This is a genomic window from Nonomuraea sp. NPDC049625 (assembly GCF_040675285.1).
In the GTDB taxonomy this organism is placed as follows: domain Bacteria; phylum Actinomycetota; class Actinomycetes; order Streptosporangiales; family Streptosporangiaceae; genus Nonomuraea; species Nonomuraea angiospora_A.
Genome location: NZ_JBFAOQ010000022.1, coordinates 157,512 through 182,064, shown reverse-complemented (window position 1 = coordinate 182,064; position 24,553 = coordinate 157,512). Strand labels below are relative to the sequence as shown.

Below are 24,553 nucleotides of genomic sequence, written 5' to 3'. Positions count from 1 at the left end.
CCACCCCCCGGAGCCTCCGATGCATCCCTCCAGAAGGGCCGTGCTCAAAGGAGCGCTGCTCGTCCCCGTGCAGGCGGGCGCCGTGCTGCCGCCGGCGCCCGCCACGGCCCAGCCGCTCGACTCCCCGTGGGACCAGGTGCCCGCGATCCTGGCCAGGATCGTGCCGCCGACTTTCCCCGACCGCACGTTCCCGATCACCGATTACGGTGCCAAGCCGGACAACTCCACCGACTGCACGGCCGCCTTCCGCTCCGCCATCGCGGCCTGCAACGCGGCGGGCGGCGGCACGGTGCTCGTGCCCGGCACCGGCAAGTTCCGCACCGGCAAGATCCACCTGCTGTCCGGCGTGCGGCTGCACGTCGAGGCGGGCGGCACCATCCGGTTCAGATCGGACGCGGGCTCGTACCTGCCGACGGTGTTCACCCGCTGGCAGGGGATCGAGTGCTTCAACTACTCGCCCTTCATCTACGCCAGGAACCAGACCGACATCGCCCTGACCGGCACCGGCACGATCGACGGGAACGCGGCGGCCGGGCCCTGGTTCGGCTTCGACGACCAGCGCGGGCCGGACTGGGACCGGTTGCAGCAGCAGGCCGTGGACGGCGTGCCGGTGGAGCAGCGGCAGTTCGGCGACGGTCACTTCCTCAAGCCGAACATGATCCAGTTCTACGGCTGCCGGAACATCCTCGTCGAGGACCTGGACATCAGGAACCCCGCGATGTGGACCATCCACCCCGTCTTATCCCGAAATATCACCATCAGGCGGGTCAAAATCTATAGCCGGGGCGCGATGGTGGACGGCGTCGACCCCGAATCCTCCTCCGACGTGCTCATCGAGGGCTGCACGTTCGACACCGGAGACGACGGCACCGTCATCAAGTCGGGCCGCGACATCGACGGCCGCCGCGTGGGCGTGCCGTCCACCGACATCGTCATCCGCGACAACACCTACTACGGCCGCTGGGGCGCGATCACGGTCGGCAGCGAGATGTCCGGCGGTGTCCGCAACGTCTTCGCCGAGAACAACCGCATCCTCGCCGGCTCCAGCTACCACTCGTTCTACGCCCTCTACCTGAAGACCAACAACCGGCGCGGCGGGACGGTGGACGGCGTGCACGTCCGCAACCTGACGGGCGGCCCGTGCGACCGGGGCGGCTTCTACATCGACATGAACTACAGCCTGACCGGCCCCGGCAACGGCCCGATCGTCAACCCGGTCATCCAGAACATCACCGTGGACGGCCTGAACATCGCCGGCTCGCCGTTCGCGATCAAGCTGTCGGGCTCCGCCGCCAGCCACATCCGGAACGTCACGATCGCCAACAGCACCTTCACCCAGATCGACACCCCCGCCCCGCAGCTCTCCAACGCCGACAACGTCGTGCTGCGCGACGTCCGCATCAACGGCGTCCTGTACGGGGGCTCGTCGCCGGGCAACCGGTACGAGGCCGAGAACGCGACGATCTCGCAGGGCGTGGTCGAGTCGAACCATGCCGGCTTCTCCGGCACCGGGTTCGTCAACTACGACAACGTGGCCGGCTCGTACGTCGAGTTCGCCGTGAACGCCGCCGCGGCGGGGACGGCGACGCTCACCCTCCGCTACGCCAACGGCACCACGGCCAACCGGGCGATGGACATCGCGGTCAACGGCACGGTCGTGGCGGCGGCCAAACCCTTCAACGGCACGGGCGCCTGGACCACCTGGCAGTTCACGACGGTCTCCGCCCAGCTGGCCGCCGGCGCCAACACCGTCAGGGCGACCGCCACCACCGCGAACGGCGGCCCCAACCTCGACTACCTGGAGGTCCAATGAGCGTGACCCGTCGCCAGCTCGGGGCCCTGGTGGGGGCCGCGTTCCTCGCCCCCGCCCTGCCCGTCAGGCCGGCCTCGGCCGGCACCTTGACCGTCGCCCCCGCCTGGAAGCTCATGTGGGCGCCCGACCCGGCCGCCGTCGGGCTGGGCGCGTTCGAGACGATCGAGGACGACCGCGCCGACTCGCATCCGGCCGGGCAGCCCCACATCTACGCCGAGGGCAACGCCTTCCGCTTCAACATGCACACCGCCGACCGCGACACGTCCACGGACCGGCAGCGCCAGGAGGTCACCGGCAACCGGAACCCGGACGGCTACCTGCGCTGGCTGACGGGGGAGACCTGGCGGGTCACGTACTCGATGTACATCCCGAGCTCGCTGAAGGCGACGACGACCTTCACCCACATCAGCCAGACCAAGATGCCGGGCACCGGCACCAGCCCGATCACCGTCACGTCGCTGCGCCGCGTGAACGGCGTGCAGACCATCGAACACAAGATCTTCGAGTCCGACACCCTGGTGGGGCGCACCGAGCTCGAGCCGCTGCACGACAAGTGGATCGACGCCGAGTACGAGATCAAGATCGGCGACGGCGGCTCGGGCTCGGTGCGGTGGGTCCTGCGCAGCGGCGGCGCCACGCTGGTGGACGCCACCAGGACCGGCGACACCTTCCTCGGCGACCGGGTCCGCCCCAAGTGGGGCATCTACCGCTCGCTCGGCGACACCTCCGGCTCGCTGCAGAACTGCTACCTGCTGCTGCGCGACATGCGCGCGTACAAGCAGGTGCAGGCCACCGCCACCCGGCTGGAGGCGGAGAACGCCACGATCTCGCAGGGCGTCGTCGAGTCGAACCACGCGGGGTTCTCCGGCACCGGCTTCGTCAACACCGACAACGCCGCGGGCGCCTACGTGGAGTGGCGGCACACCGCCGCCGCGGCCGGTCCCGCCACGCTGATCGTCCGGTACGCCAACGGCACGGGCGCCGACCGCCCCGCGGACCTGGCCGTCAACGGCCGCGTCGTGGCCTCCGGCCTGTCCTTCCCCGGCACCGGCGCCTGGACCACGTGGGCGTCCCGGAGCGTGGTGGCCGACCTCGCCGCAGGGGCCAACACCGTCCGCCTCACCGCCGCCACGGCGGGCGGCTGCCCGAACCTCGACTACCTGGAGGTGGTCCAGTGACGATCTCCCGGCGCGACCTGATCAAAGCGGGCGGCGTCCTCCTCGTCGGCACCGGCACCACCGGCGGGCCCGCGTACGCCGAGTCCGTCGCCCCGGGTGCGGCGGGCTCGGCCGCCACCGCCACCGCCGCCACCGCCACCGCCACGGCGGCGTCGCCGTGGGACCGGGTGCCCGAGATCCTCGCCAGGATCGTCCCGCCGACCTTCCCCGACCGCACGTTCACGATCACCGACTACGGCGCCAAGCCGGACAACTCCACCGACTGCACGGTCGCGTTCCGCGACGCCATCGCCGCGTGCAACGCGGCGGGCGGCGGCCGCGTGGTGGTGCCGTCAGGAACGTTCCGCACCGGCAAGATCCACCTGCTCTCGAACGTCAACCTCCAGGTGAACGGCACCATCAGGTTCCGCACGGACCCCGGCTCCTACCTGCCGACGGTGCTCACCCGCTGGGAGGGCATCGAGTGCTACAACTACTCGCCCTTCATCTACGCCAACGGCCAGACCAACGTCGCCATCACGGGCACGGGCACGATCGACGGCAACGCGCCCGCCGGTGACTGGTCGTCGTGGGGGAGCGGCGGCGCGGACCGCGACCAGCTCCGGTCCTGGGGCGCGGACGACCACCCGGTGGCGCAGCGCCAGTTCGGCAGCGGCCACAAGCTGCGGCCCAACATGATCGGCCTCTACAACTGCACGGCGGTGCTCGTCGAGGGCGTCAACCTGCGCAACCCGGCCATGTGGACCCTGCACCCGGTCTACTGCACCAACGTCACTGTCCGGAACGTCACCTTCTACTCCACCAACTCCCAGGGTGACGGCTGCGACCCCGACTCCTGCACCGACGTGCTGATCACCGGCTGCAAGTTCGACACCAACGACGACTGCGTCCCCATCAAGTCGGGCCGCGACCGCGACGGCCGCCGGGTGAACCGCCCCTCGCAGAACATCGTGATCCAGAACTGCAAGTTCAGCGGCCGGTGGGGCGGCGTGACCATCGGCAGCGAGATGTCCGGCGGGGTCCGCGACGTCTTCGCCGAGGACTGCGAGTGCAACGCGCCCGACTTCCCCGGCCGCTACCCGGTCAAGTACGCCCTCTACGTCAAGACCAGCTTCAACCGCGGCGGCTTCGTGGACGGCGTGCACCTGCGCCGCATCACCGGCCACGACCTGGAGCGCAGCGCCCTGTACGTCACGCTCAACTACGAGACCTCGGGCTCCCTGCCGCCGGTCGTGCAGAACTTCACCGCCGACGGCCTCACGATCGACGGCGCGGCGCAGGCGTACGACCTGGACGGCCGCCCGACCGACCACATCAAGAACGTCACGATCTCCAACAGCACGTTCACCGGGATCACGACGGCCACGCCGACCGCGTCGAACGTCGACAACCTCGTGCTGTCCCGGGTGAGCGTCAACGGCAAGGACATCTCCAACACCCAGCCGCCGGCCGGGACGCGGTACGAGGCCGAGGACGCCGTGATCTCCCAGGGCGCCGCCGAGTCGAACCACGCCGGCTACTCCGGCACCGGCTTCGTCAACACCGACAACGTGGCCGGCGCCTACGTCGAGTTCGCGGTGAGCGCGGCGGCGGCCGGCAGCAGGTCCCTCACGATCAGGTACGCCAACGGCACGAGCACCAACCGGCCGTTCGCGGTCACCGTCAACGGCACCGCCGCCGGATCCGCCGTGAACGCCCCCGGCACCGGCGCCTGGACGACCTGGGTGTCCGCCTCCGTCACCGTGCCCCTCGTCCCCGGCACCAACGCCGTCCGGCTCACCGCCACCACCGCCGGCGGCCTGCCCAATCTCGACTACGTGGAGCTCCAGCCATGAAACCGCTCGCCCGAGCCCTGCTGGTATGCGCCCTCGCCCTGCTCGGAGCCCCCCTCCCGGTGAGCCCGGCGCACGCGCTCGCCGAGTTCAACGTGCGCGACTACGGCGCCACCGGCAACGGCTCGACCAACGACGACGACGCCATCGACCGCGCCATCAACGCCGCCAGTGCGGCACCCGGCGGAACCGTCGTCTTTCCCTCCGGCCGCTACCGGGCCCGCACCATCCACCTGAAGTCCAACGTCACGCTCAGGCTCGACTCCGGCGCCACCCTCCTGGCCGCGAGCAGCGGCATGGACGCCGCCGAGTCCAACCCCAACGACGACTACCAGGACTACGGCCACAGCCACTTCCACAACTCGCTCATGTGGGGCAGCGGCATCACCGACTTCCACATCACCGGCACCGGCACGATCGACGGCGACGGCAACCTCATCACCGGCAACCCGTCCTCCGGCCAGGCCGACAAGGCGCTGACCCTCACCGAGTGCTCGAACGTCAGCCTCGAAGGCGTCACGTTCCGGCGCGGCGGCCACTTCGCCGCCCTGATCAACGGCTGCCACGACATCACGATTGACAACCTCAAGACGATCAACTCCAGCAGCGGCGTGCGCGACGGCATCAACCTGATCAACAGCTGGAACGTCACCGTCACCAACAGCCGCATCGAGGCCAGTGACGACGCCCTGGTGTTCAAGAGCGACTACGCGCTCGGCCACACCTACACCAGCCAGAACGTCCGCGTGCGCGACACCACCGTCTACTCGCACGAGAACAACGCGCTCCAGTTCGGGTCGGAGACCTGCGGGAGCTTCCGCGACTTCCGGTTCGAGAACATCACCGTGCTGGGCGCGGGCAAGGCCGGGATCGGCATCGTGTCCATGGACGGCGCGATCATCGAGGACGTCCACTACGACAACGTGACGCTCACCAAGACCACGTCGCCGTTCTTCTTCAAGATCGGTGAGCGGAAGCGCTGCCCCGGCTCGCCCCCCGCCGGACGGATCCGGAACATCACGATCTCCAACGTGACCGGGACCAACCTGACCGCGCCCGTCGTCACCGGCACCGTGGGAGCCTCCGACTACACCAGCACGCTGACCGGCACGCCGTCCGTGGACCTCGGACCCGGCATCACGTTCCAGAACGTCGACCTCACCGTCCCCGGCGGCCACCCCGCCTCGGAGGCCACCCGGGTGCCCGGCGAGTTCCTCACCACCTACCCGCCGCGCGACTACGGCGCCCGCCCCTCGTACGGCTACTGGATCAGGCACGCCACCGGCATCACGCTCAACGGCGAGACCCGGTTCGACGACAACGACAACCGGCCCTACGCGATCGCCGACGACGCCTCCGACGTGCAGGTGAACGGCGTCGTGGCGCAGCGCGGCAGCGGCAGTGCCTATGACGTCGGGTTCAGCGGCGTCAGCGGCTACGCCGTGCGCGACAGCGCCGACACCTCCGGCGGCGCGCTGCGCGTGCGCGCCACCAACTCCACGCCCGTCCCCGGCACCCCCGACAGCCTGTACGCCGAGGCGGAGGCGGGCACGGTCACCGCCCCCATGCAGACGGCCGCCGACCAGGCCGCGTCCGGCGGCTCGTACGTGACCGTCGCCGCCGGCAACAACAGCAAGTCCAGCGCGCCCTCCACCGGCTGGACGACGATCCCGTTCACGGTCGAGCACGACGGCACGTTCGCCGTCTGGGCCCGCGTGATCGCCGCCAACGACGGCGACGACTCGTTCTGGGTGCGCTCGGGCACCGGCTCGTGGACGAACTGGAACAACATCCCGATCGGCACCTCCTGGCACTGGGCCAAGCTGCCCGTCACGTACGACCTGGCGGCCGGAGCGCGCACGATCACCTTCGCCTACCGCGAGGACGGCGCCCGCCTCGACCGGGTCGCCATCAGCAGCGACCCGGCGTTCACCCCCGGATCCTAGGAGAGCATTATGAGACGCACGGCGATGCTCGCCGTCCTGGCGCTCCTGCTCGGCCTGCTCACCGCCCTCCCGGCGCGGGCCGACCTGCAACACCCGCGCCAGGCGTTCCTGCGCAACTCGATCGCCGGCCTCTTCCTGCACTGGGGCGAGCGGACCTCGCCGCAGCACACCAGTTGCAGCGCGTGGGAGGCCGACGTCACCAACGGCGGCTGGAGCGCCTCCTACTGGGTGAACGAGGCCAAGAAGCTGCACGCCCAGTACATCGTGCTGGCCACCTTCCACAGCCGGCTCGGCTACGCCCGGCCGTACCCGTCGGCGATCCCGGGCTCCTGCCGCACCACGCGGGACTTCCTCGGCGAGCTGATCGACGCCGCCGACGCGCAGGGCCTGAAGGTCATCCACTACATGACCGACGACCCGCAGTGGCACAACGAGGGCCTGTCGTCGGGGTCGTGGCTCAACTCCTCGGCCTTCTCCAGCTACGTCGGCCACGACGTGGACCTGACCACCCGCGACGGGTTCGGCGAGTTCAGCTACCTGCAGTTCTTCGAGCAGATGCAGCGCTATCCCAAGCTCGCCGGGTTCTGGATCGACAACGACAACGCCTACTGGGAGCGCAACGACCTCTACGCCAAGATCTACCAGCAGCGCCCCGACATGACGATCTCGAACAACAACGAAGACACGCCGATCATGGACATGATCAGCAACGAGCAGAAGACCGGCATGACGCCCTCGTACGACTACCCGCAGGCGGTCTACACGGCGCTGCCGCGGCTGATCGAGGCCGACTTCAAGCTGCCCACCGGCGGTCCCTGGTGGTACGGCGGCTCCGACCAGGCCGTGGACCGCAAGCTCACGCTCGGCCGGCTCATCACGAACGCGGGGTCGTCGGTCAAGGCGCTGATGGCCGAGACCGCCATGGTCAACGGCAAGTTCCCCGCTCAGCAGGCCGACTTCAACAACTTCGCGAACACGTACCTCTCGGCCATCTGGGAGTCGCTCGGCGGCACCGAAGGCGGCGGCTACATGTTCGGCGGGCTCAAGCCGGGCTTCTGGAACAACGGCGCGCACGGCGTGACCACCGTCGCCAAGGACGACCCCAACCGGCACTACATCCACGTGATCACGCCGCCGTCCGGCAGCACGCTGTCGCTGCGCGACAACGGCTACCGGGTCGGCTCGGTGACGAACCTGCGCACGGGCGCGCCGGTCGCGTTCACGCAGTCGGGCGGCACGCTGACGCTCAGCGGGATCTCCAGTTGGGACCAGTACGACACCGTCTTCAAGGTCGTCACCAGCGGCCGTCAGGGCATCTACACCGGCGTCACGCTGTCGGCGAGCTCGTCCACCAGCGGCCACGGCGCGGCGGCGGCGGGTGACGGGAACTACCTGACCTACTGGGACAGCGACGCCGCCGAACCCGCGCGGCTCACCTTCGACCTGGGGTCCGCCAAGCCCGTCCAGTATCTGGCGTTCAACCAGCGGGAGGACTCCACCGTCTACCCGTCGTCCGGGTCGGCGCGGATCTCCGGCTACCAGGTGCACGTCAGCAACGACGGCTCGACCTGGGGGAGCGCGGTCAAGACCGGGACCGTGCCGAACGCCCGCGGCGTCCAGTTCATCGACCTGAGCGGGGTCACCGCCCGCTACGTCCGGCTCTCCAAGACCGGGCACCACGGCGTCGCCCGCTGGCGGGTGGACGAGGCGTGGGTCGGCGGCCAGTACGCGGGCGGCGGCGGCTCCACCGGCACCCGCTACGAGGCCGAGAACGCGACGATCTCCCAGGGCGCCGTCGAGTCCAACCACGCGGGCTACTCCGGCACCGGCTTCGTCAACGGCGACAACATCACCGGCGCCTACACCGAGTGGACGATCAACGCGCCCGCGGCCGGAACCGCCACGATCGCGCTGCGCTACGCCAACGGGACGACGACCAGCCGCCCGGCGGCCGTCACCGTGAACGGCGGCACCGCCCAGAACCGCGACTACCTCGGCACCGGCGCCTGGACCACCTGGGCGACCGACACGTTCACCGTCCCGCTCAACGCCGGGGCCAACACGCTGCGGGTCACCGCGACGACCGACGGCGGCAACCCGAACCTCGACTGCATCGACGTCACGACGGGAGGCGCCTCATGAAAGCGGTGCTCATGAAAGCAGGGCTCATGAAAGCGGGGCTCACGGCGCTGGCGGTGGCCGCCACGTGCCTGACCCTGCCCGCGGCACCGGCCGCCGCCTCGGACAACGGGCTGTCGATCAGGCCCGCGATGGGCTGGAGCAGCTGGAGCTTCGTCCGCCGCTGGCCCGACGAGACCAAGATGAAGGCCCAGGCGGACGCGCTGGTCAGCAGCGGGCTGGCCGACAAGGGCTACGTCTACGTCAACCTCGACGACTTCTACCAGAAGTGCGACTCCAACGGCTTCGTCGTCGACGACTACGGCCGCTGGGCGGTCGACACCGCCAAGTTCCCGTCCGGGATCAAGGCGCTGGCCGACTACGTGCACGCCAAGGGGCTGAAGTTCGGCTTCTACGTCACCCCGGGCATCGCGAAGAACGCCGTCACGGCCAACAAGCCGATCGAGGGCACGTCGTACCACGCGCAGGACATCGCGGACACCTCGCAGACCCACAAGAATTACAACTGCAAGAACATGTACCGGCTCAAGTACTCCCACCCGGGCGCGCAGGCGTTCATCAACTCGTGGGCCGACCAGATGGCCTCGTGGGGCGTGGACTACCTCAAGATCGACGGCGCGGACGCGTCCACGGTCGCCGACGTGGAGGCGTGGGACAAGGCGCTGCGCCAGACCGGCCGGCCGATCAACTTCGCGCTCTCCAACAACCTGCCGATCGCCCAGGCCACCACCTGGAAGCGGCTGGCCAACAGCTGGCGCACCCAGGGCGACGTCGAGTGCTACTGCGGGTCCGGCCCGAACGGCAGCGGCTACCCGCTCACCGACTGGTCCCACGTCGTCAGCCGGTTCAACTCGGCCGCCTCCTGGCAGCAGTACGCCGGTCCGGGCGGCTGGAACGACTACGACTCGCTGCAGATCGGCAACGGCGACCAGGTCGGGCTCACCGCCGACCAGCGCCGCTCGCACATGACGCACTGGGCGATGGCCGCCAGCCCGCTGCTGCTCGGCACCGACCTGACCGCGCTCACCTCCGTCGACCTGGCGATGCTGAAGAACGACCGGCTCATCGCGGTCAACCAGGACGGCGTGGCCGCCCAGCGCGTCGTCAACAGCGGCGTCAACCAGGTGTGGCGCAAGCGGGAGGCCAACGGCGACTACATCGTCGCGCTCTACAACACCGGTACGTCAGGCAACTCCACGGTGAGCGTCACCTGGGCGCAGGCCGGCTTCACCGGCCCGGCCGCCGTCACGAACCTGTGGTCGGGCGCCTCCGAGGGCACCGTCGCCACCTCCTACAGCGCCACCCTGCGCCCCGGGGAGACCCGCCTCATCCGCGCCCGGCCGTCCGCCGCCGCGACCCGTTACGAGGCGGAGAACGCGACGATCTCCCAGGGTGCCGCCGAGTCGAACCACTCCGGCTTCTCCGGCACCGGGTTCGTCAACGCCGACAACGTGACCGGCTCGTACGTGGAGTTCACCGTGAACGCCGCCGAGGCCGGCTCGCGCACCGTCACCATCCGGTACGCCAACGGCACCTCGGTGAACCGGCCGATGACCGTCGCGGTCAACGGCGCCGCCGTCCAGACCCGCGACTTCCCCGGCACGGGCGACTGGGACACCTGGGCGGACGCCACGCTCACGGTGTCGCTGAACGCCGGGGCCAACACCGTCCGCCTGACGGGGACCACCGCCAACGGCGGACCCAACGTCGACTACCTCGACGTCTCCTGAGACGTCCGCTGATCGGAAGGAACGCCTGTGCACCCCCCACGCTTACGCCGCCTCGTCATCCTGGCCGTCGCCTGCCTGGCCGTCACCGGTCTGGTCGCGTTGCCCGCCCGGGCCGCGACCGTGCGGTACGAGGCCGAGAACGCCACCAACGTCCAGGGCGTCGTCGAGTCCAACCACGCCGGGTTCTCCGGCACCGGCTTCGTCAACAGCGACAACGCGGCGGGCCCGTACACCGAGTGGACGGTGAACGCGCCCGCGGCCGGCACCGCCACGCTCGCCATCCGCTACGCCAACGGCACCACCACGACCCGCACCACCGACGTCTCGGTCAACGGCACGGTCGTCTCGGCCGGGCGCACGTTCGGCCCGACCGGGGCCTGGACCACGTGGGCCACCTCCACCCTGACCGCCACGCTCGCCGCGGGCGACAACAAGATCCGCGTCACCTCGACGGCCTCGGGCGGCAACCCCAACCTCGACTACCTCGAGGTCACCATGGCCGACGCGCCCGCGACCGAGTACCAGGCCGAGGCCGCCACGCTCTCGGAAGCCTCGGTGGCGACCAACCACACCGGCTACACCGGCTCGGGCTTCGTCGACTACGTCAACGCCGTGGGCGGCTACATCGAGTGGTCCGTCAACGTGGCCGAGGCCGGCACGCACACCCTCACGCTGAGGTATGCCAACGGCACGACCGTCAACCGGCCGATGACCGTCGCGGTGAACGGCGCCGCGGTCCAGACCCGCGACTTCCCCGGCACCGGCAGCTGGGACACCTGGGCGGACGCCGCGCTGACGGTGTCGCTGAACGCCGGGGTCAACACCGTCCGCGCGACCGGCACCACCGCCAACGGCGGCCCCAACGTGGACCGGCTCTCGGTCAGCGGCTCCGGCGGGCCCGACGGGCAGGCGCCGACCGTGCCCGCGGACGTCCGCGTCACCGGCACCTCGGCCGCCAGCATCACGCTGGCCTGGACGGACTCCGCCGACAACGTGGCCGTCACCGGCTACCGCGTCTACGAGGGGACGACCGTGGTCACGACCACGCCGACGGCCGGCGCCACGATCGGCGGGCTCACCGCCGGGTCCACGCACACGTACACGGTCACCGCGATCGACGCGGCGGGCAACGAGTCCGGGCACAGCGCCGCGGCCACCGGCACGACCGGCAGCGGCGGCACCGGGCCGACGGCCGACCAGCTCCTCGCGAAGGTGACCGCGTGCAGCCAGATCTCCAACGGCAAGTACAAGACGGACTCCGACGTGAGCTCGGCGACGGTCGCGGTGTGCGAGAAGACCGGGGCGGTGTTCTGGAAGGGCGACATGGACATCGACTGCGACGGGGTGCGCACGACGCAGTGCAACGAGAACACCGACTGCTGCTTCCAGCCCGACACGGCCTGTCACACCAGCGGGGACTCGCCGCTCAACGCGGCGCAGCTCGCGTACATGGTGGTGCCGAGCTCCAGCTCCATCTGGGACTACCGGACGAAGGGCATCGGCTGCGGCACCGTGGTGGCGATCGTCTACAACGGGCAGGTGGAGTACGCCGTGATGGGTGACACGGGGCCGAGCGGGATCATCGGCGAGGCGTCCTACCGGACGGCGGCCGACCTCGGCATCAACCCCGACCCGAGCAACGGCGGCACGGACACCGGCGTCACGTACATCGTCTTCACCGGCTCCGGCACCAAGGTCCAGACCATCGAGAACCACACCCAGGCCGTCACCCTGGGCCGCACGCTGGCCCAGCGCTTCCTCGACCAGAACTGACGCGCGGCGCCGCACTCTTGCGGCGCCGCCAAACCCCCATCCTTTACGGCTGCGCACGCTGGGCCGCGCGCCGATCTTCAGGCCCATCCTTTACGGCTGCGCACGCTGGGCCGCACGCGCCGACGTCGGTGACCGTCCGTCCTGGCCGGTCGTGAAGGCTCACGGGCCGCTCGCCGTGACGACGCGCATTCTGGGCCGGCTCCGTGGTTCTCCTGACTACGGAGCCGGTCCTTCATGATCGGCCGAGGATGCCGGCGGCCCGCTCGCGCATCTCCACCTTGCGGATCTTGCCGGTGACCGTCATGGGGAACGCGTCCACCACGTGCACGTACCGGGGGATCTTGTAGTGGGCCAGGCGGCCCGCGCAGAACTCTCTGACCCGCTCGGCCGTCAGCGGCTCGACGCCCGGCCGCATGACGATCCAGGCCATCAGCTCCTCCCCGTACTTCTCGTCGGGCACCCCGATCACCTGCACGTCGGCGACGTCCGGGTGGCCGTAGAGGAACTCCTCGATCTCTCGCGGGTAGATGTTCTCCCCGCCGCGGATCACCATGTCCTTGATGCGGCCCACGATGCTGACGTAGCCGTCGGCGTCCATGGTGGCCAGGTCGCCGGTGTGCATCCAGCGGGCGGTGTCGATGGCCTCGGCCGTGGCGTCCGGCTGGGCCCAGTAGCCGAGCATGACCGAGTAGCCGCGGGTGCACAGCTCGCCCGGCACGCCGCGGGGGAGCGCCAGCCGGGTCTCCGGGTCGACGACCTTGACCTCGATGTGCGGCATGACGCGGCCGACGGTCTCGGTGCGGCGGGCCAGGCCGTCGTCGCGGCGGGTCATCGTGGACACGGGTGAGGTCTCGGTCATGCCGTAGCAGATGGCGACCTCGGTCATGTTCATCTCGCTGACGACGCGTTTCATGACCTCGACCGGGCACGGGGATCCGGCCATGATGCCCGTTCTGAGCGTCGAAAGATCGAAATTTCCGGACCCGGTCAGCAGGGCCAGCTCGGCGATGAACATCGTCGGCACCCCGTACAGGGACGTGCACCCCTCGGCCTGCACGGCGCGCAGCGTCGCCTCCGGGTCGAACCCCGGCGAGGGCAGCACCACGCACGAGCCGTGCGAGGTCGCGCCGAGGTTGCCCATGACCATCCCGAAGCAGTGGTAGAGCGGCACCGGCAGGCACACCCGGTCGGCCTCGGTGTAGCCGAGCAGCTCGCCGACGAAGTAGCCGTTGTTGAGGATGTTGTGGTGGGACAGCGTGGCGCCCTTGGGGAAGCCGGTCGTGCCCGAGGTGTACTGGATGTTGATCGGGTCGTCGAACGTCAGCCGCGCCGCCCGCTCCGCCAGCAGGGCCGGGTCGGCGCGCCTGCCGCTCTCGACCAGCTCGTCCCAGCCGGGCCCGCCGATGAACACCGCGTCCCCGAACCCGATCTCGTCGATCATCGCCCGGTAGTCGCTGCTCTTGTGCGTGACCGCGCTGACGAGCAGCCGCATGCTCGACTGTTTGACGACGTAGGCCAGCTCGTGGGCCCGGTACGCGGGATTGACGTTCACCAGGATCGCGCCGATCTTGGCGGTGGCGTACTGGACGAGCACCCATTCGGCGCAGTTGGGCGCCCAGATGCCGACCCGGTCGCCCTTGCCGATGCCGCGGGCCAGCAGGCCGAGCGCCACCTCGTTCACGGCGGCGTCGAGCTGCGCGTACGTCCAGCGGCGCCCGGCCGCCACGTCCACCAGCGCCTCGCGCTCGCCGAACCGCGCCACGGTGCGCTCGAAGTTCTCGCCGATCGTCTCGCCCAGCAGGGGGACCTCGGACCCGCCCGAGGCGTACGAGAGCAGTGCGTCAGCCATGAACGGAGAATTCCCCCGGACCCGGCCCGGCACCACCCCCTTTCGGGGGTGGCTCTCCGCCATGGGCCTCGTCCATGCTGGACCCATGGCCGCACCGTACGCGCCCATCGATCGTGAGGCGTTCCAGACCGCCATCGGCCGGCTGCGCCGGGCGACGGGCCTGCCGGTGGTGTTCGGCGGCGTGGTGGGGTCCCGCTCGCTCGGCGTGACGCTGACGGAGTTCAGCGGCACCCTGACCGGCGCGCTGCGCGGCCTGGTCGTCGGCGCGGGCAACGGGCTCGGCGGCCGGGTGATCACCACCGCGCGCCCCGGCACCGTCGACGACTACGCCGCCGACCCGCGCATCAGCCACGAGTACGACAAACCCGTGATCGCCGAGGGGCTGCGGGCCATCGCGGCGGTGCCGGTCACGGTGGACGGCGGCGTTTCCGGCGTCCTGTACGGCGGGATCCGCGAGCCCCTGTCGATCAGCGACCGCGTGGTGGACGCCATGACCCAGGTCGCCGCGCGGGTGGGCTTCGAGCTGGCCGTCAGGCGGGAGGTGGAGCGGCGGCTGGCCGAGATGGAGACCGCGGCGATCACCCGGGCCGCCCGCGAGTCGCCGTCCGCCGGCGAGTGGGAGGCGGTCCGCCAGGCGCACGCCCAGCTCAGGACCATCACCCAGGACGTCGCCGACGCCGGGCTCCGGGCCCGGCTCCAGGACGTGTGCGACCGGCTGGCCCGCCCCGACGGCCGGATCCCGGAGCGGCCGAGCCCGCTGTCGCCGCGCGAGCTCGACGTCCTCGCCCTGGTCGCCGTGGGCTGCGGCAACGCGGAGACCGGGGAGAGGCTCGGGATCCGGGCCGAGACGGTCAAGAGCTACCTGCGCAACGCGATGCGCAAGCTGGGGACGCACACCCGCATGGAGACGGTGATCGCCGCCCGCCACCGCGGCTTCCTGCCCTGACCGGCGCTCAGTTGCCCTGCGGGTGCGTGCTCCAGTACTCGTCGGCGGCGGCCTGGATGTCCGTCAGGACCTTCTGGTAGGTGTCCGGCTTGACGACGAAGGCGCCGAAGCCGTCCAGCGCGGCGGTGAGCACCGGCGGCGGGGTGGCCTCGAAGTAGCGGTTCACCAGGCGGTAGTCACCGCTGCCCGCCGCCTTGCTGACCTCGGCGATGGCCTGGTCGGCGATGGCGACCTTGGGGTTGGCCGACACGTCGCCCCTGGCCGTGGCCCACTTCTCCTGGGCGGACGAGCTCACCCACCACTTGAGGTATTTGGTGCTCGCGTCGGGGTCGGGCGCCTTGGCCAGCGAGCAGAGCGGGCCGCTCTCGAAGATCATCGAGGTCTTGGGCAGCGCGGGGTTGACGTTCGGGATGACGAAGAAGCCGTAGTCGGTGCCCGCCTTCATGTCGCGCTGCGTCATGCTCGTGTTGAACCAGGTGCCGAACGACACCATCGCGGCCTTGCCGGTCTTGAGCACGTCGCCCGGGTCGGTCTTGTCGCCGGGGTTGTTGAAGTAGCCGGCGTCGATCATCGACTTCCACCGCTTCATCACGTCGACCACGCCGGGGTCGGTGTACTTCGCCTGACCCGTCGAGAGGCGGTCGTAGAGGTCGGGGTCGGTGCCGGCCAGGAGCTGCTCGAACCAGACGAAGGAGAACAGCACGCTGGTGTGGTAGAAGGCCTTGACGCCGTTCTTCTTCAGCGTCTCGGCGACCTTGACCAGCTCGTCCCACGTCGCCGGCGGCTTGAGCTGGTATTTGTCGAAGACGCTCTTGTTGTAGAACATGCCCCAGTACGCCGCGTTCAGCGGCACGCAGTACTGCTTGCCGCTCACCGTGTAGTACTTGGCCAGGTCGGCGGACAGGTCGCCGTTCTTGATCGCCTCCTGCCAGATGGCGGACGTGTCGGAGACCTGCTTCTGCGCGACGATCTCGGCCAGCCGCCCGCCCGTCGTCCAGGTGAACAGGTCGGGCTTCACGTCCGTGCGGAACGACGCCTTGATGAACGCCTGGTACGTCGGCTCGTCGGTGTAGCCGACCGGCTTCATGGACAGGCCGATCTGCTGCTTGGACAGGCTGCCCATCTCGTCGAAGTATTTGCTCCAGGCGCCCTTGTCGTTGTAGAGCTTCAGCTCCGTCTTGCCGACGGCCTGCTTGGGCGCGGATCCGCCGGAGGAGCAGGCGGTGATAGCGAGGCAGATGACGGCGGCGACACCAAGTGACCGGATCATGCCCGGCCTCCTCTTCGATCTTGGGGGGATTAAGTCATCTAATCACTTGATATCTTGGCTGTCCAGAGGGACGACGGCTCGCCGCGTAACCTCCCGGTAACATCGCGGGGCCATGCCGTACCGCTCCTGGAAGAGCCGGCCGAAATACGACTGGCCGGAGAAGCCGCAGCGCTGGGCGATCCGGCCGATGCCCTCCGTCGTCGTGGTCAGCAGCAGGGCGGCGTGCTCCAGCCGCCGCCCGACCACGAACCCGATCGGCGTGCACCCGTAGTGCCTTCGCATCGAGCGGGCCAGATGCCCCGGGCTGACGGCGGCGAGGGACTGCAGCCGGGGCAGGCCCTCGCGCAGGTTCTCCTCGCGCCGCATCGCGACGCAGGCCGAGACCAGCCAGCCGGGCCGCCGGTCCACGGCCGTCCCGTCGGCGCCCTCCAGCAGCGGGACGACCGCCGTCAGCAGCCCGACCAGGTCGAGCACGCGGGGCACGCCGGAGTAGGCGGCCAGCAGGCGGGCGAACTCCGCCGCCACCGGCCCGTCCAGGTCGGCGCGGGCCGACAGCGGGAGCTCCCGGCGGTCCCAGTCCGCCGGCCCCGCCAGCCCCGCCAGGTCGGCGAAGGCCCGCCAGCGCTCGCTCGGGAAGGCGATGTTGACGAAGCGCATGCCGTCGGCCGAGGCGAACTCGTGCCGGTCGTACGGCCGTACCAGCACCACGTCCCCGGCGCGCAGCGGCTGCTCCGCCTCGCCGACCCGCTGCACGCCCGCCCCCGCCGTCACGAGGACCAGCTCGTGGAAGTCGGCGTGGGAATGCGGCTCAGGCCGGTCCCTGCGGCCACCCTTCACCGGCACCAGGGCCGCGTGGTACGGCAGGCCGGCCGCGAACTCGACCCAGCGCAGGACGGTCGGCATGTCAGGAAATTAATACTTGTGGAGCGGTGATTGCTAGTAACCCGTCCCGCGAAGACCGAAGAATCCGAGTGACGCCCCACCCTCACAAGGAGCGCATGGTGAGAGTCGACCGGACCCTTCAGGACTACGACCGCGACGGCTACACGATCTTCCGTGACGTCCTCGACCCGGACCTGATCGCCGAGGCGAGCGAGCACGTCGCCTGGCTCCAGGCCAAGCACCCCCACCTGAACGGCGAGGACCTGGGCACCGAACTGGTCGCCCGCGACCCCTTCTGGGTGCGGCTGGTCGGCGACGACCGGCTGCTGGACATCGCCGAGCTCTTCGTCGGCTCCGACATCGCGCTGTTCGCCTCGCACTACATCAGCAAGCCGCCCTTCTCCGGCAAGCCGGTCCTGTGGCACCAGGACGGCGCGTACTGGCCGCTGGAGCCGATGCGCGTGGTCACGCTCTGGCTGGCCGTGGACGAGGCCACGACGGAGAACGGCTGCCTGCGCGTGATCCCCGGCTCGCACCGGCAGGACCTGCACGAGCTGCGGCAGCGCGACGACATCGACAACGTGCTCGGCTCGGAGAGCGCGGTGACGGTGGACGAGTCACAGGCCGTGGACCTCGTCCTGGCGGCCGGCGACGTGGAGGTCCACCACCCCAACATCCTGCACGCCTCCAACGCCAACACCTCGCCGCACCGCCGCTGCGGCCTGACCATCCGCTACATCCCGACCTCGACCCGGATCACCAGCGAGGAGCAGCCGTTCGTCTCGGCCCTGCTGTTCCGCGGGGACCCGGGGGTGAACGTCTACCAGCCGTTCCCCGCGTACGTGGAGGGCGAGCACATGCCCTTCGCCGCACCGCGTAGACATATCAACTGACATGTGGGCAAACTAACGGCTGTTACATTCTTTGCGCAACGGAAGGATGTGGGGCCGATGGCTGCGGCTGCATGGGGCCTGGGCGCGGCGGTGCTGCTGGCCTCGATCGTGGAGATGGTCGAAGCGATGACGATCGTCATGGCGATGGGCATGACGCGGAGCTGGCGATCGACGCTCATGGGCGTGGCGGCGGCCCTCGTGGCCCTGGCCGCCTTCACCGCAGCCGCCGGCTACGCCCTGGCGACCTGGCTGCCGGAGGCGGCGCTGCAGCTCGCGATCGGCTCCCTGCTGCTGATCTTCGGCCTGCAGTGGCTCCGCAAGGCGATCCTGCGGTCGTCGGGGCGCAAGGCCATGCACGACGAGGACCAGATCTTCGCCGAGGAGGTGGCCGCCGCCAAGGGCGCGGGCGAGGTCAGCGCCAAGGGGCTCGACTGGTTCTCGTTCATGATCAGCTTCAAGGGCGTCTTCCTCGAAGGCGTCGAGGTGGTCTTCATCGTGATCACCTTCGGCCTGAGCGCCGGCAACCTGCCGGTGGCGATCGCGGCGGCCGTCGTCGGCGTGCTCCTCGTGCTCGTCGTGGGCGTCGCCGTCAGGGGGCCGCTGTCGAAGGTGCCGGAGAACACCCTCAAGTACGGCGTCGGCCTGCTGCTGGCCGGCTTCGGGACGTACTGGTCGGTCGAGGGGCTCGGCATCTTCACCGGCAGCCGCGAGAGCCTGGAATGGCCGGGCGCCGACCTGGCGATCCTGGTGCTCATCGCCGCCTGGTACGGGCTGTCGCGCCTGATGGTGCGCGCGCTCAGGCGTCCGTCCGCGGTCGTGCCGACTGTTTCCGGGAGCTAGACATGGGGTTCATCCGAGGATTCGGGCAGTTCTGGTACGACCTGATCGTCGGCGACGACGGGAAGATCGCCGTCGCCGTGGTCGTCACGCTGGCCCTGGGCACGGTGGCGCTGCTGGCGTTCGGGCCACCGTCGGCGGTGCTCGCGCCGGTGCTCGGCGTCTGCCTGATGGCGGCCTTCGCCATCGCGCTGCGGATCGACGTGCGCGACCGATAGCCCGGCGCTCACCCGGCGCCGTGCTGGAAGATCGCGGTGTCCTCGGCCTCGTAGACCGAGGCGGCGAACTCCTCCAGCGTCCGCGCGCAGTCGTCGAGCGCCTTGACGACCTCCTTGCGCCGGGCCGCGCCCAGGACGTCGCGGACCGTGACCTTCTCGAACCAGCCCCTGAGCTTGGTGAGATCCTCCTCGTTCTCCTCAAGCTCGCTGTAGGTGAAGTGCTTGGCCCGCACCTCCTTGGCCACCTCTTCGTGGAAGTCGGCGCACTTGTCGAGGATCTCCTCGTACTCGTCGTCGCGGGCGGCGTTGTAGAGCGCGACCAGGTCGGACTCGCCGATGACCGACGAGGTGCTGACCAGGAACGCCTGGCCGGACATCGACTCGACGATCTCGCTGCGCAGCGCCCGCAGGGCCCGCTCGCTCTGCGGGGTGCGCGGCGCGGCGGCCGCGGAGTTCTGCAAATAGACGGCGCCGAGGTTGCGCAGCTTGCGCCAGACCGCGGCCCGCAGCCTGGTCGGCTCGGTGGGCACCCGGTAGATCAGCATGAGCCAGGTGACCGCCTTGGCCGGCCCGGCGGCCTGTGGCTCGCCGCCCTTCGGCTCCTCCGTGCCCGGCACCGCGCCTCCTTCTCCGAACGGGACCACTCGATCGTATCCGCGCCCGGCGGCGGGGCGGGCCGCCCCACAAGCCGGCCCGCCGGCGGGCTACCCCGCGCGGTAGGCGATGTCCCCGTCGAGCATGGTCAGCCACGCGTCCACGCCGGACAGCGCGTCCGCGGGCAGGCTCCGGACGTCGCCGTCCAGGACCACCACGTCGGCGAGCTTGCCGGGCGTGAGCGACCCGATCCGGTCCTCCATGCGCAGCGCGTACGCCGCGTCGATCGTGTGCGCGCGCAGCGCCTCCTCCAGGGTGATCGCCTGCTCAGCCCCGATCGGGCCGCCCTCCCTGGTGCGGCGGCGCACCGCGTTCGACACCGTCTCCATGGGCCGCAGCGAGGAGACGAACGAGTCGCTGGACAGCACCGGGCGCAGCCCCGCGTCCAGCTCCTCGCGGATCGGCTGCAGCCGGTGCGCGCGCCGCTCGCCGAGCCGGCGCACGAAGTCGGTGCCGCTGTCGTACAGGAAGTTGGGCTGGTTGACCGGGATCACGCCGAGCGCGGCGAACTCCCTGACCTGGCCGGGCGTCGGGTGACCGCAGTGCTCGATCCTGGGCCGGGCGTCGTCGCCGGACACCGCCACCGCGGCCCTGATCGCTTCGAGGGAGTAGCCCATGGCCCGGTCGCCCTGGGTGTGGATGCCGATCTGCCAGCCCGCCGTCGCGGCCCGCCGTACGAGGTCGACGAGCTGCTCGGGCTGGTGGTAGAGGGAGCCGGTGAAGCCCTCGCCGTACGGCTCGTCGAACATCGCCGTGCCGCCCAGCAGCGTTCCGTCGCAGTAGAACTTCATCGCGCCGAACCGCAGCCGGTCGTCGCCGAACGGGCCCGCCAGGCCGATCGAGGACAGCTCGTCCAGCATGTGCGACAGCGGCATGACCGCCGTACGCACCGGCAGCGTGCCCGCCTCCCAGGCGGACCGGTAGACCAGCAGCTCGCGGCGCGAGACCTGCGGGTCGCACACGGTCGTCACCCCGGCCCGCAGGTACGTCTCCCCGGCCAGCTCCAGCCACGACCGCAGCTGCTCCAGGGGCAGGTCGACGTGGAAGTTCGGGCCGTGGCAGCCGATGTCCACGGCCACGGGCAGGAGCAGCTCCATCGCCGAGTCCAGCACCATGCCGGTCAGCCGCCCGCCCTCGTCGCGCACGAACGCGCCGCCCGCCGGGTCGGCCACGTCGTCGCCGATGCCGCGCCAGGACAGCGCGGCCGAGTTGACCACCGCCTGGTGCCCGGACACGTGGTAGACGATCACCGGGTGCTCGGTGGTGGCCTCGTCGAGCTGCCGCCGGGTCGGCCGCCCGCCGGGGTACTTGGCGTCATCCATCCCGTAGGCCCTGATCCACTGGCCCGCCGGGGTCCTGACTGCCTCGGCGGCGACGGCGGCGACCAGGTCGGCGGCGCTGCCCACGGCCGGGTAGCGCGCGTCCACCGCCACCAGCGTCTCCGCGGTGGACAGCAGGTGGTTGTGCGGGTCGATGAAGCCGGGCAGCACGCTGCGCCCGCCCGCCCGCACGACCTCGGCCCCCGGGCCCGCCTGGGCGAGGACGTCCTCCTCGCGCCCCACGGCCAGGACGCGGCCGTCGCGTACGGCCACGGCCCGCGCGTACGGGTTCGAGGGGTCCATGGTGATGACGTTCCCGCCGGTGATGACGGTGGTGGACAATGCACTCTCCTATTCGGTGGTGATCGGAGCGGCCGGAACGTGGTCGCGGTGACGGGGCGCCACGGCCAGGCAGAGCACGCTGAGCGCGCACATGGCGACCAGCAGCGCCACGGCCGGCCACGCGGCGCCGCCGTACGCGCCGACGAGGGCGGTTGCGGCCAGCGGCGACAGGCCGCCGAAGATCGCGCCGGCGCCCTGGTAGGCGAGCGAGATCCCGGTGTAACGGACCTGCGGCGGGAACATCTCGGACAGGATCGCCGCCATCGGCCCGTACGTGCCCGAGGTGGCCAGCCGCATCACGCCGAGCATCAGGAAGATCAGGAACGTGCTGTGCGTGCCGAGCACCGCGAACTGCGGCACCGCCAGCACCGCCGTGGCGATCAGGAACCAGATGGCGACCTTGCGCCCGCCGAACTTGTCGCCCATCCAGGCGATGCCGAGCGTGGCCACCAGCTCCACGAACGCGGCGAAGCTCAGGCCGTTCAGGATGAGCTGCTCGGTCTCGCCGACCGACGGGCCCGTGGCGTACGAGAGCAGGAACGTGGTGAGGATGTAGTAGCCGCCGATGGCGACCGGCAGCGTCCCGATGCCGAACAGGACCGACCGCCACGACGTGCGGAAGACCTCCTTGATCGGCACCCCGGTCTTGTCGGTCTCCTCGAAGACGGGCGACTCCTCGACGCGGAGCCGGATGAACAGGCCCACCAGCACCAGCACGGCCGAGACGATGAACGGTGCCCGCCAGCCCCACGAGTGCAGCGCGTCGTCGCCGAACAGGGTCATCAGGCTGAACGCGCCCGTGGCCAGCAGCGCGCCCGCCGGGTTGCCGAGCTGGGCGAAACCGCCGTAGAAGGTCTTCTTGCCCGCGGGCGCGTGCTCGACCGCCATCAGCGCGGCCCCGCCCCACTCGCCGCCGACCGCCAGTCCCTGCACGAAGCGGAGCAGCACCAGGAGCACGGGGGCGAGCGTGCCGATCGACGCGTACGTGGGCAGCAGGCCCACGGCGAACGTCGCGCCGCCCATCATGAGCAGCGTGACCACCAGCGCCGACTTCCGGCCGACCCGGTCGCCGAAGTGGCCGAACACGATGCCGCCGAGCGGCCTGGCGAAGAAGCCGACCGCGTACGTGGCGAAGGACGCCATGAGCGCCACCGTGGGGCTGGAGGCGTTGGGGAAGAACAGGTCGTCGAAGAGCAGCGCGGCCGCCGTGGCGTAGACGTAGAAGTCGTACCACTCGATCGTGGTCCCGACGAAGGCGGCGCCGGCCGCCCGGGTGGCGCGATTCATGGATCCTCCGGGTCTCAGGGGGTGCGACGACGATAAGCGCAGGTCAGCCGGAGGGGGGCCGGGACGAAACGCACCACCGGCGGTGAATTAGAGTGCGGTATGCACAGCCCTGAGGAACGCCCATGGCGTTGACCGTCGCCCAGGCCATGACCCTGCCCGGCATGCGCATGCGGCTGCTGGCCGGGCGCGCCGGCCTGTCGCGCGTGGTCCGCTGGGCGCACGTGTCCGAGCTGGCCGACCCCGTGCCGTGGCTGCGCGGGGGCGAGCTGGTGATGACCATCGGGCTCGGCCTGCCGGGCGACCCGGCCGGGCTGCAGGCGTACGTCGAGCGGCTGTCGGGGGCGGGCTGCGCCGGGCTCGCCTTCGCGCTCGGCGAGGCCGTGACGGCCGTGCCGGAGGAGGTGCTGGCCGCCGCCGACCTCCAGGGGCTGCCGGTGCTGGAGATCCTGACCCCGTTCATCGCGGTGACCGAGGCCGTCGCCCGGTGGCACGCCGACGAGCGCGTACGCGGGGAGCGGCGGGTCGTCGCCGCCCAGGAGGCCATGGCGCGGGCCGCGCTGCTGTCGGGCACCTCGGGCATCCTGCGTGCCCTGGCCGAGCACACCGGCGGCGAGTCCTTGCTGCTGGACCCGCAGGGCAAGCCCAGGGCGGCCACGCCGCCGGGGGAGCGGCCCTGGCACGCCCGGGCCCTGGAGATGGCGCGGGGCGCGGCCCGGCTGAGCGCGGGCGTGCTGGACGACGGCATCCAGGCCGTCCAGGTGCAGAGCCTCGGCTTCTCCGGGCCGCCGACCGGCTGGCTGGCGGTGTGCACGGGCTCGCCGCTGGAGTGGCACGCCAGGATGCTGGCCAACCAGGCCGCCTGCCTGCTCGCCATGGAGCTGCTCGGCGTGCGGGCCGGCCGGGCCAAGGCGCAGGCCCAGCGGGGCGCGCTGCTGGCCGCCGTGCTCGACGGCGGGCTGTCGCCACGCCAGCTCGGCGAGCTGTGCCCGGTCGCGGCGCCGCCGTACGAGGTGGTCGTGACGGCGGCGCCGGTCCCGCCGGAGGCGGCGATCGAGGCGCTGGAGGAGGTGGCGGCGGACGCCGAGGAGCTGGCCCTCGTGTGCGTCCGGCCGGAGGGCACGGTGTTCGTGCTGCCGGAACGAACGGCCCCGGTTTCCCCGGGCGGGCGTTCGGCGGTGCCCTGGCGGGGAACGGAGCTGTGCACGCGGCTGGGCGTGCCGGGCGGCGGCTGCCGGGCGCTCGGCCTGGACGAGCTCCCCTCGGCGGTACGGCACGCCGCCACCCTGGCCGCCCGGGGCGACGCCTACCTCCATGTCGATGACCTTGAGGCGTCCGCGCTGCTCAGGGACGCCTTCGTGCCCGACGCCGCGCACCGCTTCGCCGCCGCCGCGCTCCGCCCGCTGCGCGAGTACGAGGCGCGGCACGGCGGCGACCTGGTCGGCTCGCTCCGCGCGTACCTGGAGGCGGGGTCGAACCTGGAGACGGCCGCGCGGCGGCTGGGCGTGCACCGCAACACCCTGCGCCGCCGCCTGGCCGTCGCCGAACGCGTCTCGGGCCGCCCCTTCACCGACCCCGGGCACCGGCTCCAGCTCTGGCTGGCCCTCTCCCTCGGCGACCTCGTGCCTCCCGGCTAGAGCCGATGGCC

At 70.9% G+C, this 24,553-nt stretch carries 18 protein-coding genes; 12 read left to right on the top strand and 6 right to left on the bottom strand.

The features are described 5' to 3' along the window. Positions 1–19 precede the first annotated feature (19 nt). The 7 genes from AB0J87_RS55700 to AB0J87_RS55670 are packed head-to-tail and all read left to right on the top strand — an operon-like array spanning position 20 to position 12,411. The gene (locus AB0J87_RS55700) at positions 20–1,813 is read left to right on the top strand and encodes a glycosyl hydrolase family 28 protein (protein ID WP_363982419.1); all 1,794 of its coding nucleotides are present in this window, start codon (positions 20–22) and stop codon (positions 1,811–1,813) included. Then, positions 1,810–2,991, top strand: coding sequence for a CBM35 domain-containing protein (locus tag AB0J87_RS55695; RefSeq protein ID WP_363982416.1), 1,182 nt, complete (start codon positions 1,810–1,812; stop codon positions 2,989–2,991). Before AB0J87_RS55700 ends, AB0J87_RS55695 begins: the two co-directional genes overlap by 4 nt. Continuing rightward, positions 2,988–4,826: a glycosyl hydrolase family 28 protein gene (locus tag AB0J87_RS55690; RefSeq protein ID WP_363982413.1), complete on the top strand. Its 1,839-nt coding sequence runs from the start codon at positions 2,988–2,990 to the stop codon at positions 4,824–4,826. Before AB0J87_RS55695 ends, AB0J87_RS55690 begins: the two co-directional genes overlap by 4 nt. Further along, complete coding sequence (locus tag AB0J87_RS55685; protein WP_363982410.1) at positions 4,823–6,769, top strand: glycosyl hydrolase family 28 protein; 1,947 nt, start codon at positions 4,823–4,825, stop codon at positions 6,767–6,769. The genes AB0J87_RS55690 and AB0J87_RS55685 overlap by 4 nt, the downstream gene beginning before the upstream one ends. A gap of 9 nt (positions 6,770–6,778) precedes the next feature. Beyond that, positions 6,779–8,911 carry a discoidin domain-containing protein gene (locus tag AB0J87_RS55680; protein WP_363982407.1) on the top strand — a complete coding sequence of 711 codons (2,133 nt, stop codon included), beginning with the start codon at positions 6,779–6,781 and terminating at the stop codon, positions 8,909–8,911. A gap of 26 nt (positions 8,912–8,937) precedes the next feature. Beyond that, on the top strand, positions 8,938–10,638 hold the full coding sequence (locus tag AB0J87_RS55675; protein ID WP_363982404.1) for a CBM35 domain-containing protein: 1,701 nt from the start codon (positions 8,938–8,940) through the stop codon (positions 10,636–10,638). A 27-nt stretch (positions 10,639–10,665) separates the two neighbouring features. Beyond that, positions 10,666–12,411: a CBM35 domain-containing protein gene (locus AB0J87_RS55670; protein ID WP_363982401.1), complete on the top strand. Its 1,746-nt coding sequence runs from the start codon at positions 10,666–10,668 to the stop codon at positions 12,409–12,411. A 232-nt stretch (positions 12,412–12,643) separates the two neighbouring features. On the opposite strand, the gene AB0J87_RS55665 is transcribed toward AB0J87_RS55670, so the two are convergent. Continuing rightward, on the bottom strand, positions 12,644–14,260 hold the full coding sequence (locus AB0J87_RS55665; protein ID WP_363982398.1) for an AMP-binding protein: 1,617 nt from the start codon (positions 14,258–14,260) through the stop codon (positions 12,644–12,646). Positions 14,261–14,345: 85 nt separating this feature from the next. Here AB0J87_RS55665 and AB0J87_RS55660 point away from each other — a divergent pair, with 85 nt between their 5' ends. Then, positions 14,346–15,206, top strand: a complete 861-nt coding sequence (locus tag AB0J87_RS55660; protein WP_363982395.1) for a LuxR C-terminal-related transcriptional regulator — start codon at positions 14,346–14,348, stop codon at positions 15,204–15,206. 7 nt (positions 15,207–15,213) lie between these two features. Here the strand turns inward: AB0J87_RS55660 and AB0J87_RS55655 are convergent, their stop codons facing one another. After that, positions 15,214–16,476: an ABC transporter substrate-binding protein gene (locus tag AB0J87_RS55655; RefSeq protein ID WP_363982392.1), complete on the bottom strand. Its 1,263-nt coding sequence runs from the start codon at positions 16,474–16,476 to the stop codon at positions 15,214–15,216. 42 nt (positions 16,477–16,518) lie between these two features. Beyond that, positions 16,519–17,379 (bottom strand): AraC family transcriptional regulator, encoded by an 861-nt coding sequence (locus tag AB0J87_RS55650; RefSeq protein ID WP_363982389.1) that lies wholly within the window; start codon positions 17,377–17,379, stop codon positions 16,519–16,521. Between the two features lie 95 nt (positions 17,380–17,474). On the opposite strand from AB0J87_RS55650, the gene AB0J87_RS55645 reads away from it, so the two are divergent. From AB0J87_RS55645 to AB0J87_RS55635, 3 genes are read left to right on the top strand one after another with little or no spacing between them, the layout of a single operon-like run. Continuing rightward, on the top strand, positions 17,475–18,251 hold the full coding sequence (locus tag AB0J87_RS55645; protein WP_363982386.1) for a phytanoyl-CoA dioxygenase family protein: 777 nt from the start codon (positions 17,475–17,477) through the stop codon (positions 18,249–18,251). A 57-nt stretch (positions 18,252–18,308) separates the two neighbouring features. Then, on the top strand, positions 18,309–19,091 hold the full coding sequence (locus AB0J87_RS55640; protein WP_363982383.1) for a hypothetical protein: 783 nt from the start codon (positions 18,309–18,311) through the stop codon (positions 19,089–19,091). A 2-nt stretch (positions 19,092–19,093) separates the two neighbouring features. Continuing rightward, positions 19,094–19,306 (top strand): hypothetical protein, encoded by a 213-nt coding sequence (locus AB0J87_RS55635; RefSeq protein WP_363982380.1) that lies wholly within the window; start codon positions 19,094–19,096, stop codon positions 19,304–19,306. Positions 19,307–19,314: 8 nt separating this feature from the next. Here the strand turns inward: AB0J87_RS55635 and AB0J87_RS55630 are convergent, their stop codons facing one another. The 3 genes from AB0J87_RS55630 to AB0J87_RS55620 all read right to left on the bottom strand — a co-directional run bounded on the left by AB0J87_RS55630 (position 19,315) and on the right by AB0J87_RS55620 (position 22,908). Then, positions 19,315–19,923, bottom strand: a complete 609-nt coding sequence (locus AB0J87_RS55630) for a Chromate resistance protein ChrB (protein ID WP_363982377.1) — start codon at positions 19,921–19,923, stop codon at positions 19,315–19,317. Between the two features lie 87 nt (positions 19,924–20,010). Continuing rightward, complete coding sequence (locus tag AB0J87_RS55625) at positions 20,011–21,621, bottom strand: amidohydrolase (protein ID WP_363982374.1); 1,611 nt, start codon at positions 21,619–21,621, stop codon at positions 20,011–20,013. Positions 21,622–21,630: 9 nt separating this feature from the next. Then, on the bottom strand, positions 21,631–22,908 hold the full coding sequence (locus tag AB0J87_RS55620; protein WP_363982371.1) for an MFS transporter: 1,278 nt from the start codon (positions 22,906–22,908) through the stop codon (positions 21,631–21,633). Positions 22,909–23,030: 122 nt separating this feature from the next. On the opposite strand from AB0J87_RS55620, the gene AB0J87_RS55615 reads away from it, so the two are divergent. Further along, a complete protein-coding gene (locus AB0J87_RS55615) occupies positions 23,031–24,542 on the top strand; it encodes a PucR family transcriptional regulator (protein WP_363982368.1) in 1,512 nt (503 codons plus the stop codon). The last annotated feature ends 11 nt before the right edge of the window (positions 24,543–24,553 follow it).

What these genes read in the sequence shown, in the direction of transcription:
- AB0J87_RS55700 (WP_363982419.1), top strand. Translation starts at nt 20, where the DNA reads ATGCATCCCTCCAGAAGGGCCGTGCTCAAAGGAGCGCTGCTCGTCCCC.
- AB0J87_RS55695 (WP_363982416.1), top strand. Translation starts at nt 1,810, where the DNA reads ATGAGCGTGACCCGTCGCCAGCTCGGGGCCCTGGTGGGGGCCGCGTTC.
- AB0J87_RS55685 (WP_363982410.1), top strand. Translation starts at nt 4,823, where the DNA reads ATGAAACCGCTCGCCCGAGCCCTGCTGGTATGCGCCCTCGCCCTGCTC.
- AB0J87_RS55680 (WP_363982407.1), top strand. Translation starts at nt 6,779, where the DNA reads ATGAGACGCACGGCGATGCTCGCCGTCCTGGCGCTCCTGCTCGGCCTG.
- AB0J87_RS55675 (WP_363982404.1), top strand. Translation starts at nt 8,938, where the DNA reads ATGAAAGCGGGGCTCACGGCGCTGGCGGTGGCCGCCACGTGCCTGACC.
- AB0J87_RS55665 (WP_363982398.1), bottom strand. Translation starts at nt 14,260, where the DNA reads ATGGCTGACGCACTGCTCTCGTACGCCTCGGGCGGGTCCGAGGTCCCC.
- AB0J87_RS55660 (WP_363982395.1), top strand. Translation starts at nt 14,346, where the DNA reads ATGGCCGCACCGTACGCGCCCATCGATCGTGAGGCGTTCCAGACCGCC.
- AB0J87_RS55655 (WP_363982392.1), bottom strand. Translation starts at nt 16,476, where the DNA reads ATGATCCGGTCACTTGGTGTCGCCGCCGTCATCTGCCTCGCTATCACC.
- AB0J87_RS55650 (WP_363982389.1), bottom strand. Translation starts at nt 17,379, where the DNA reads ATGCCGACCGTCCTGCGCTGGGTCGAGTTCGCGGCCGGCCTGCCGTAC.
- AB0J87_RS55645 (WP_363982386.1), top strand. Translation starts at nt 17,475, where the DNA reads ATGGTGAGAGTCGACCGGACCCTTCAGGACTACGACCGCGACGGCTAC.
- AB0J87_RS55640 (WP_363982383.1), top strand. Translation starts at nt 18,309, where the DNA reads ATGGCTGCGGCTGCATGGGGCCTGGGCGCGGCGGTGCTGCTGGCCTCG.
- AB0J87_RS55635 (WP_363982380.1), top strand. Translation starts at nt 19,094, where the DNA reads ATGGGGTTCATCCGAGGATTCGGGCAGTTCTGGTACGACCTGATCGTC.
- AB0J87_RS55620 (WP_363982371.1), bottom strand. Translation starts at nt 22,908, where the DNA reads ATGAATCGCGCCACCCGGGCGGCCGGCGCCGCCTTCGTCGGGACCACG.
- AB0J87_RS55615 (WP_363982368.1), top strand. Translation starts at nt 23,031, where the DNA reads ATGGCGTTGACCGTCGCCCAGGCCATGACCCTGCCCGGCATGCGCATG.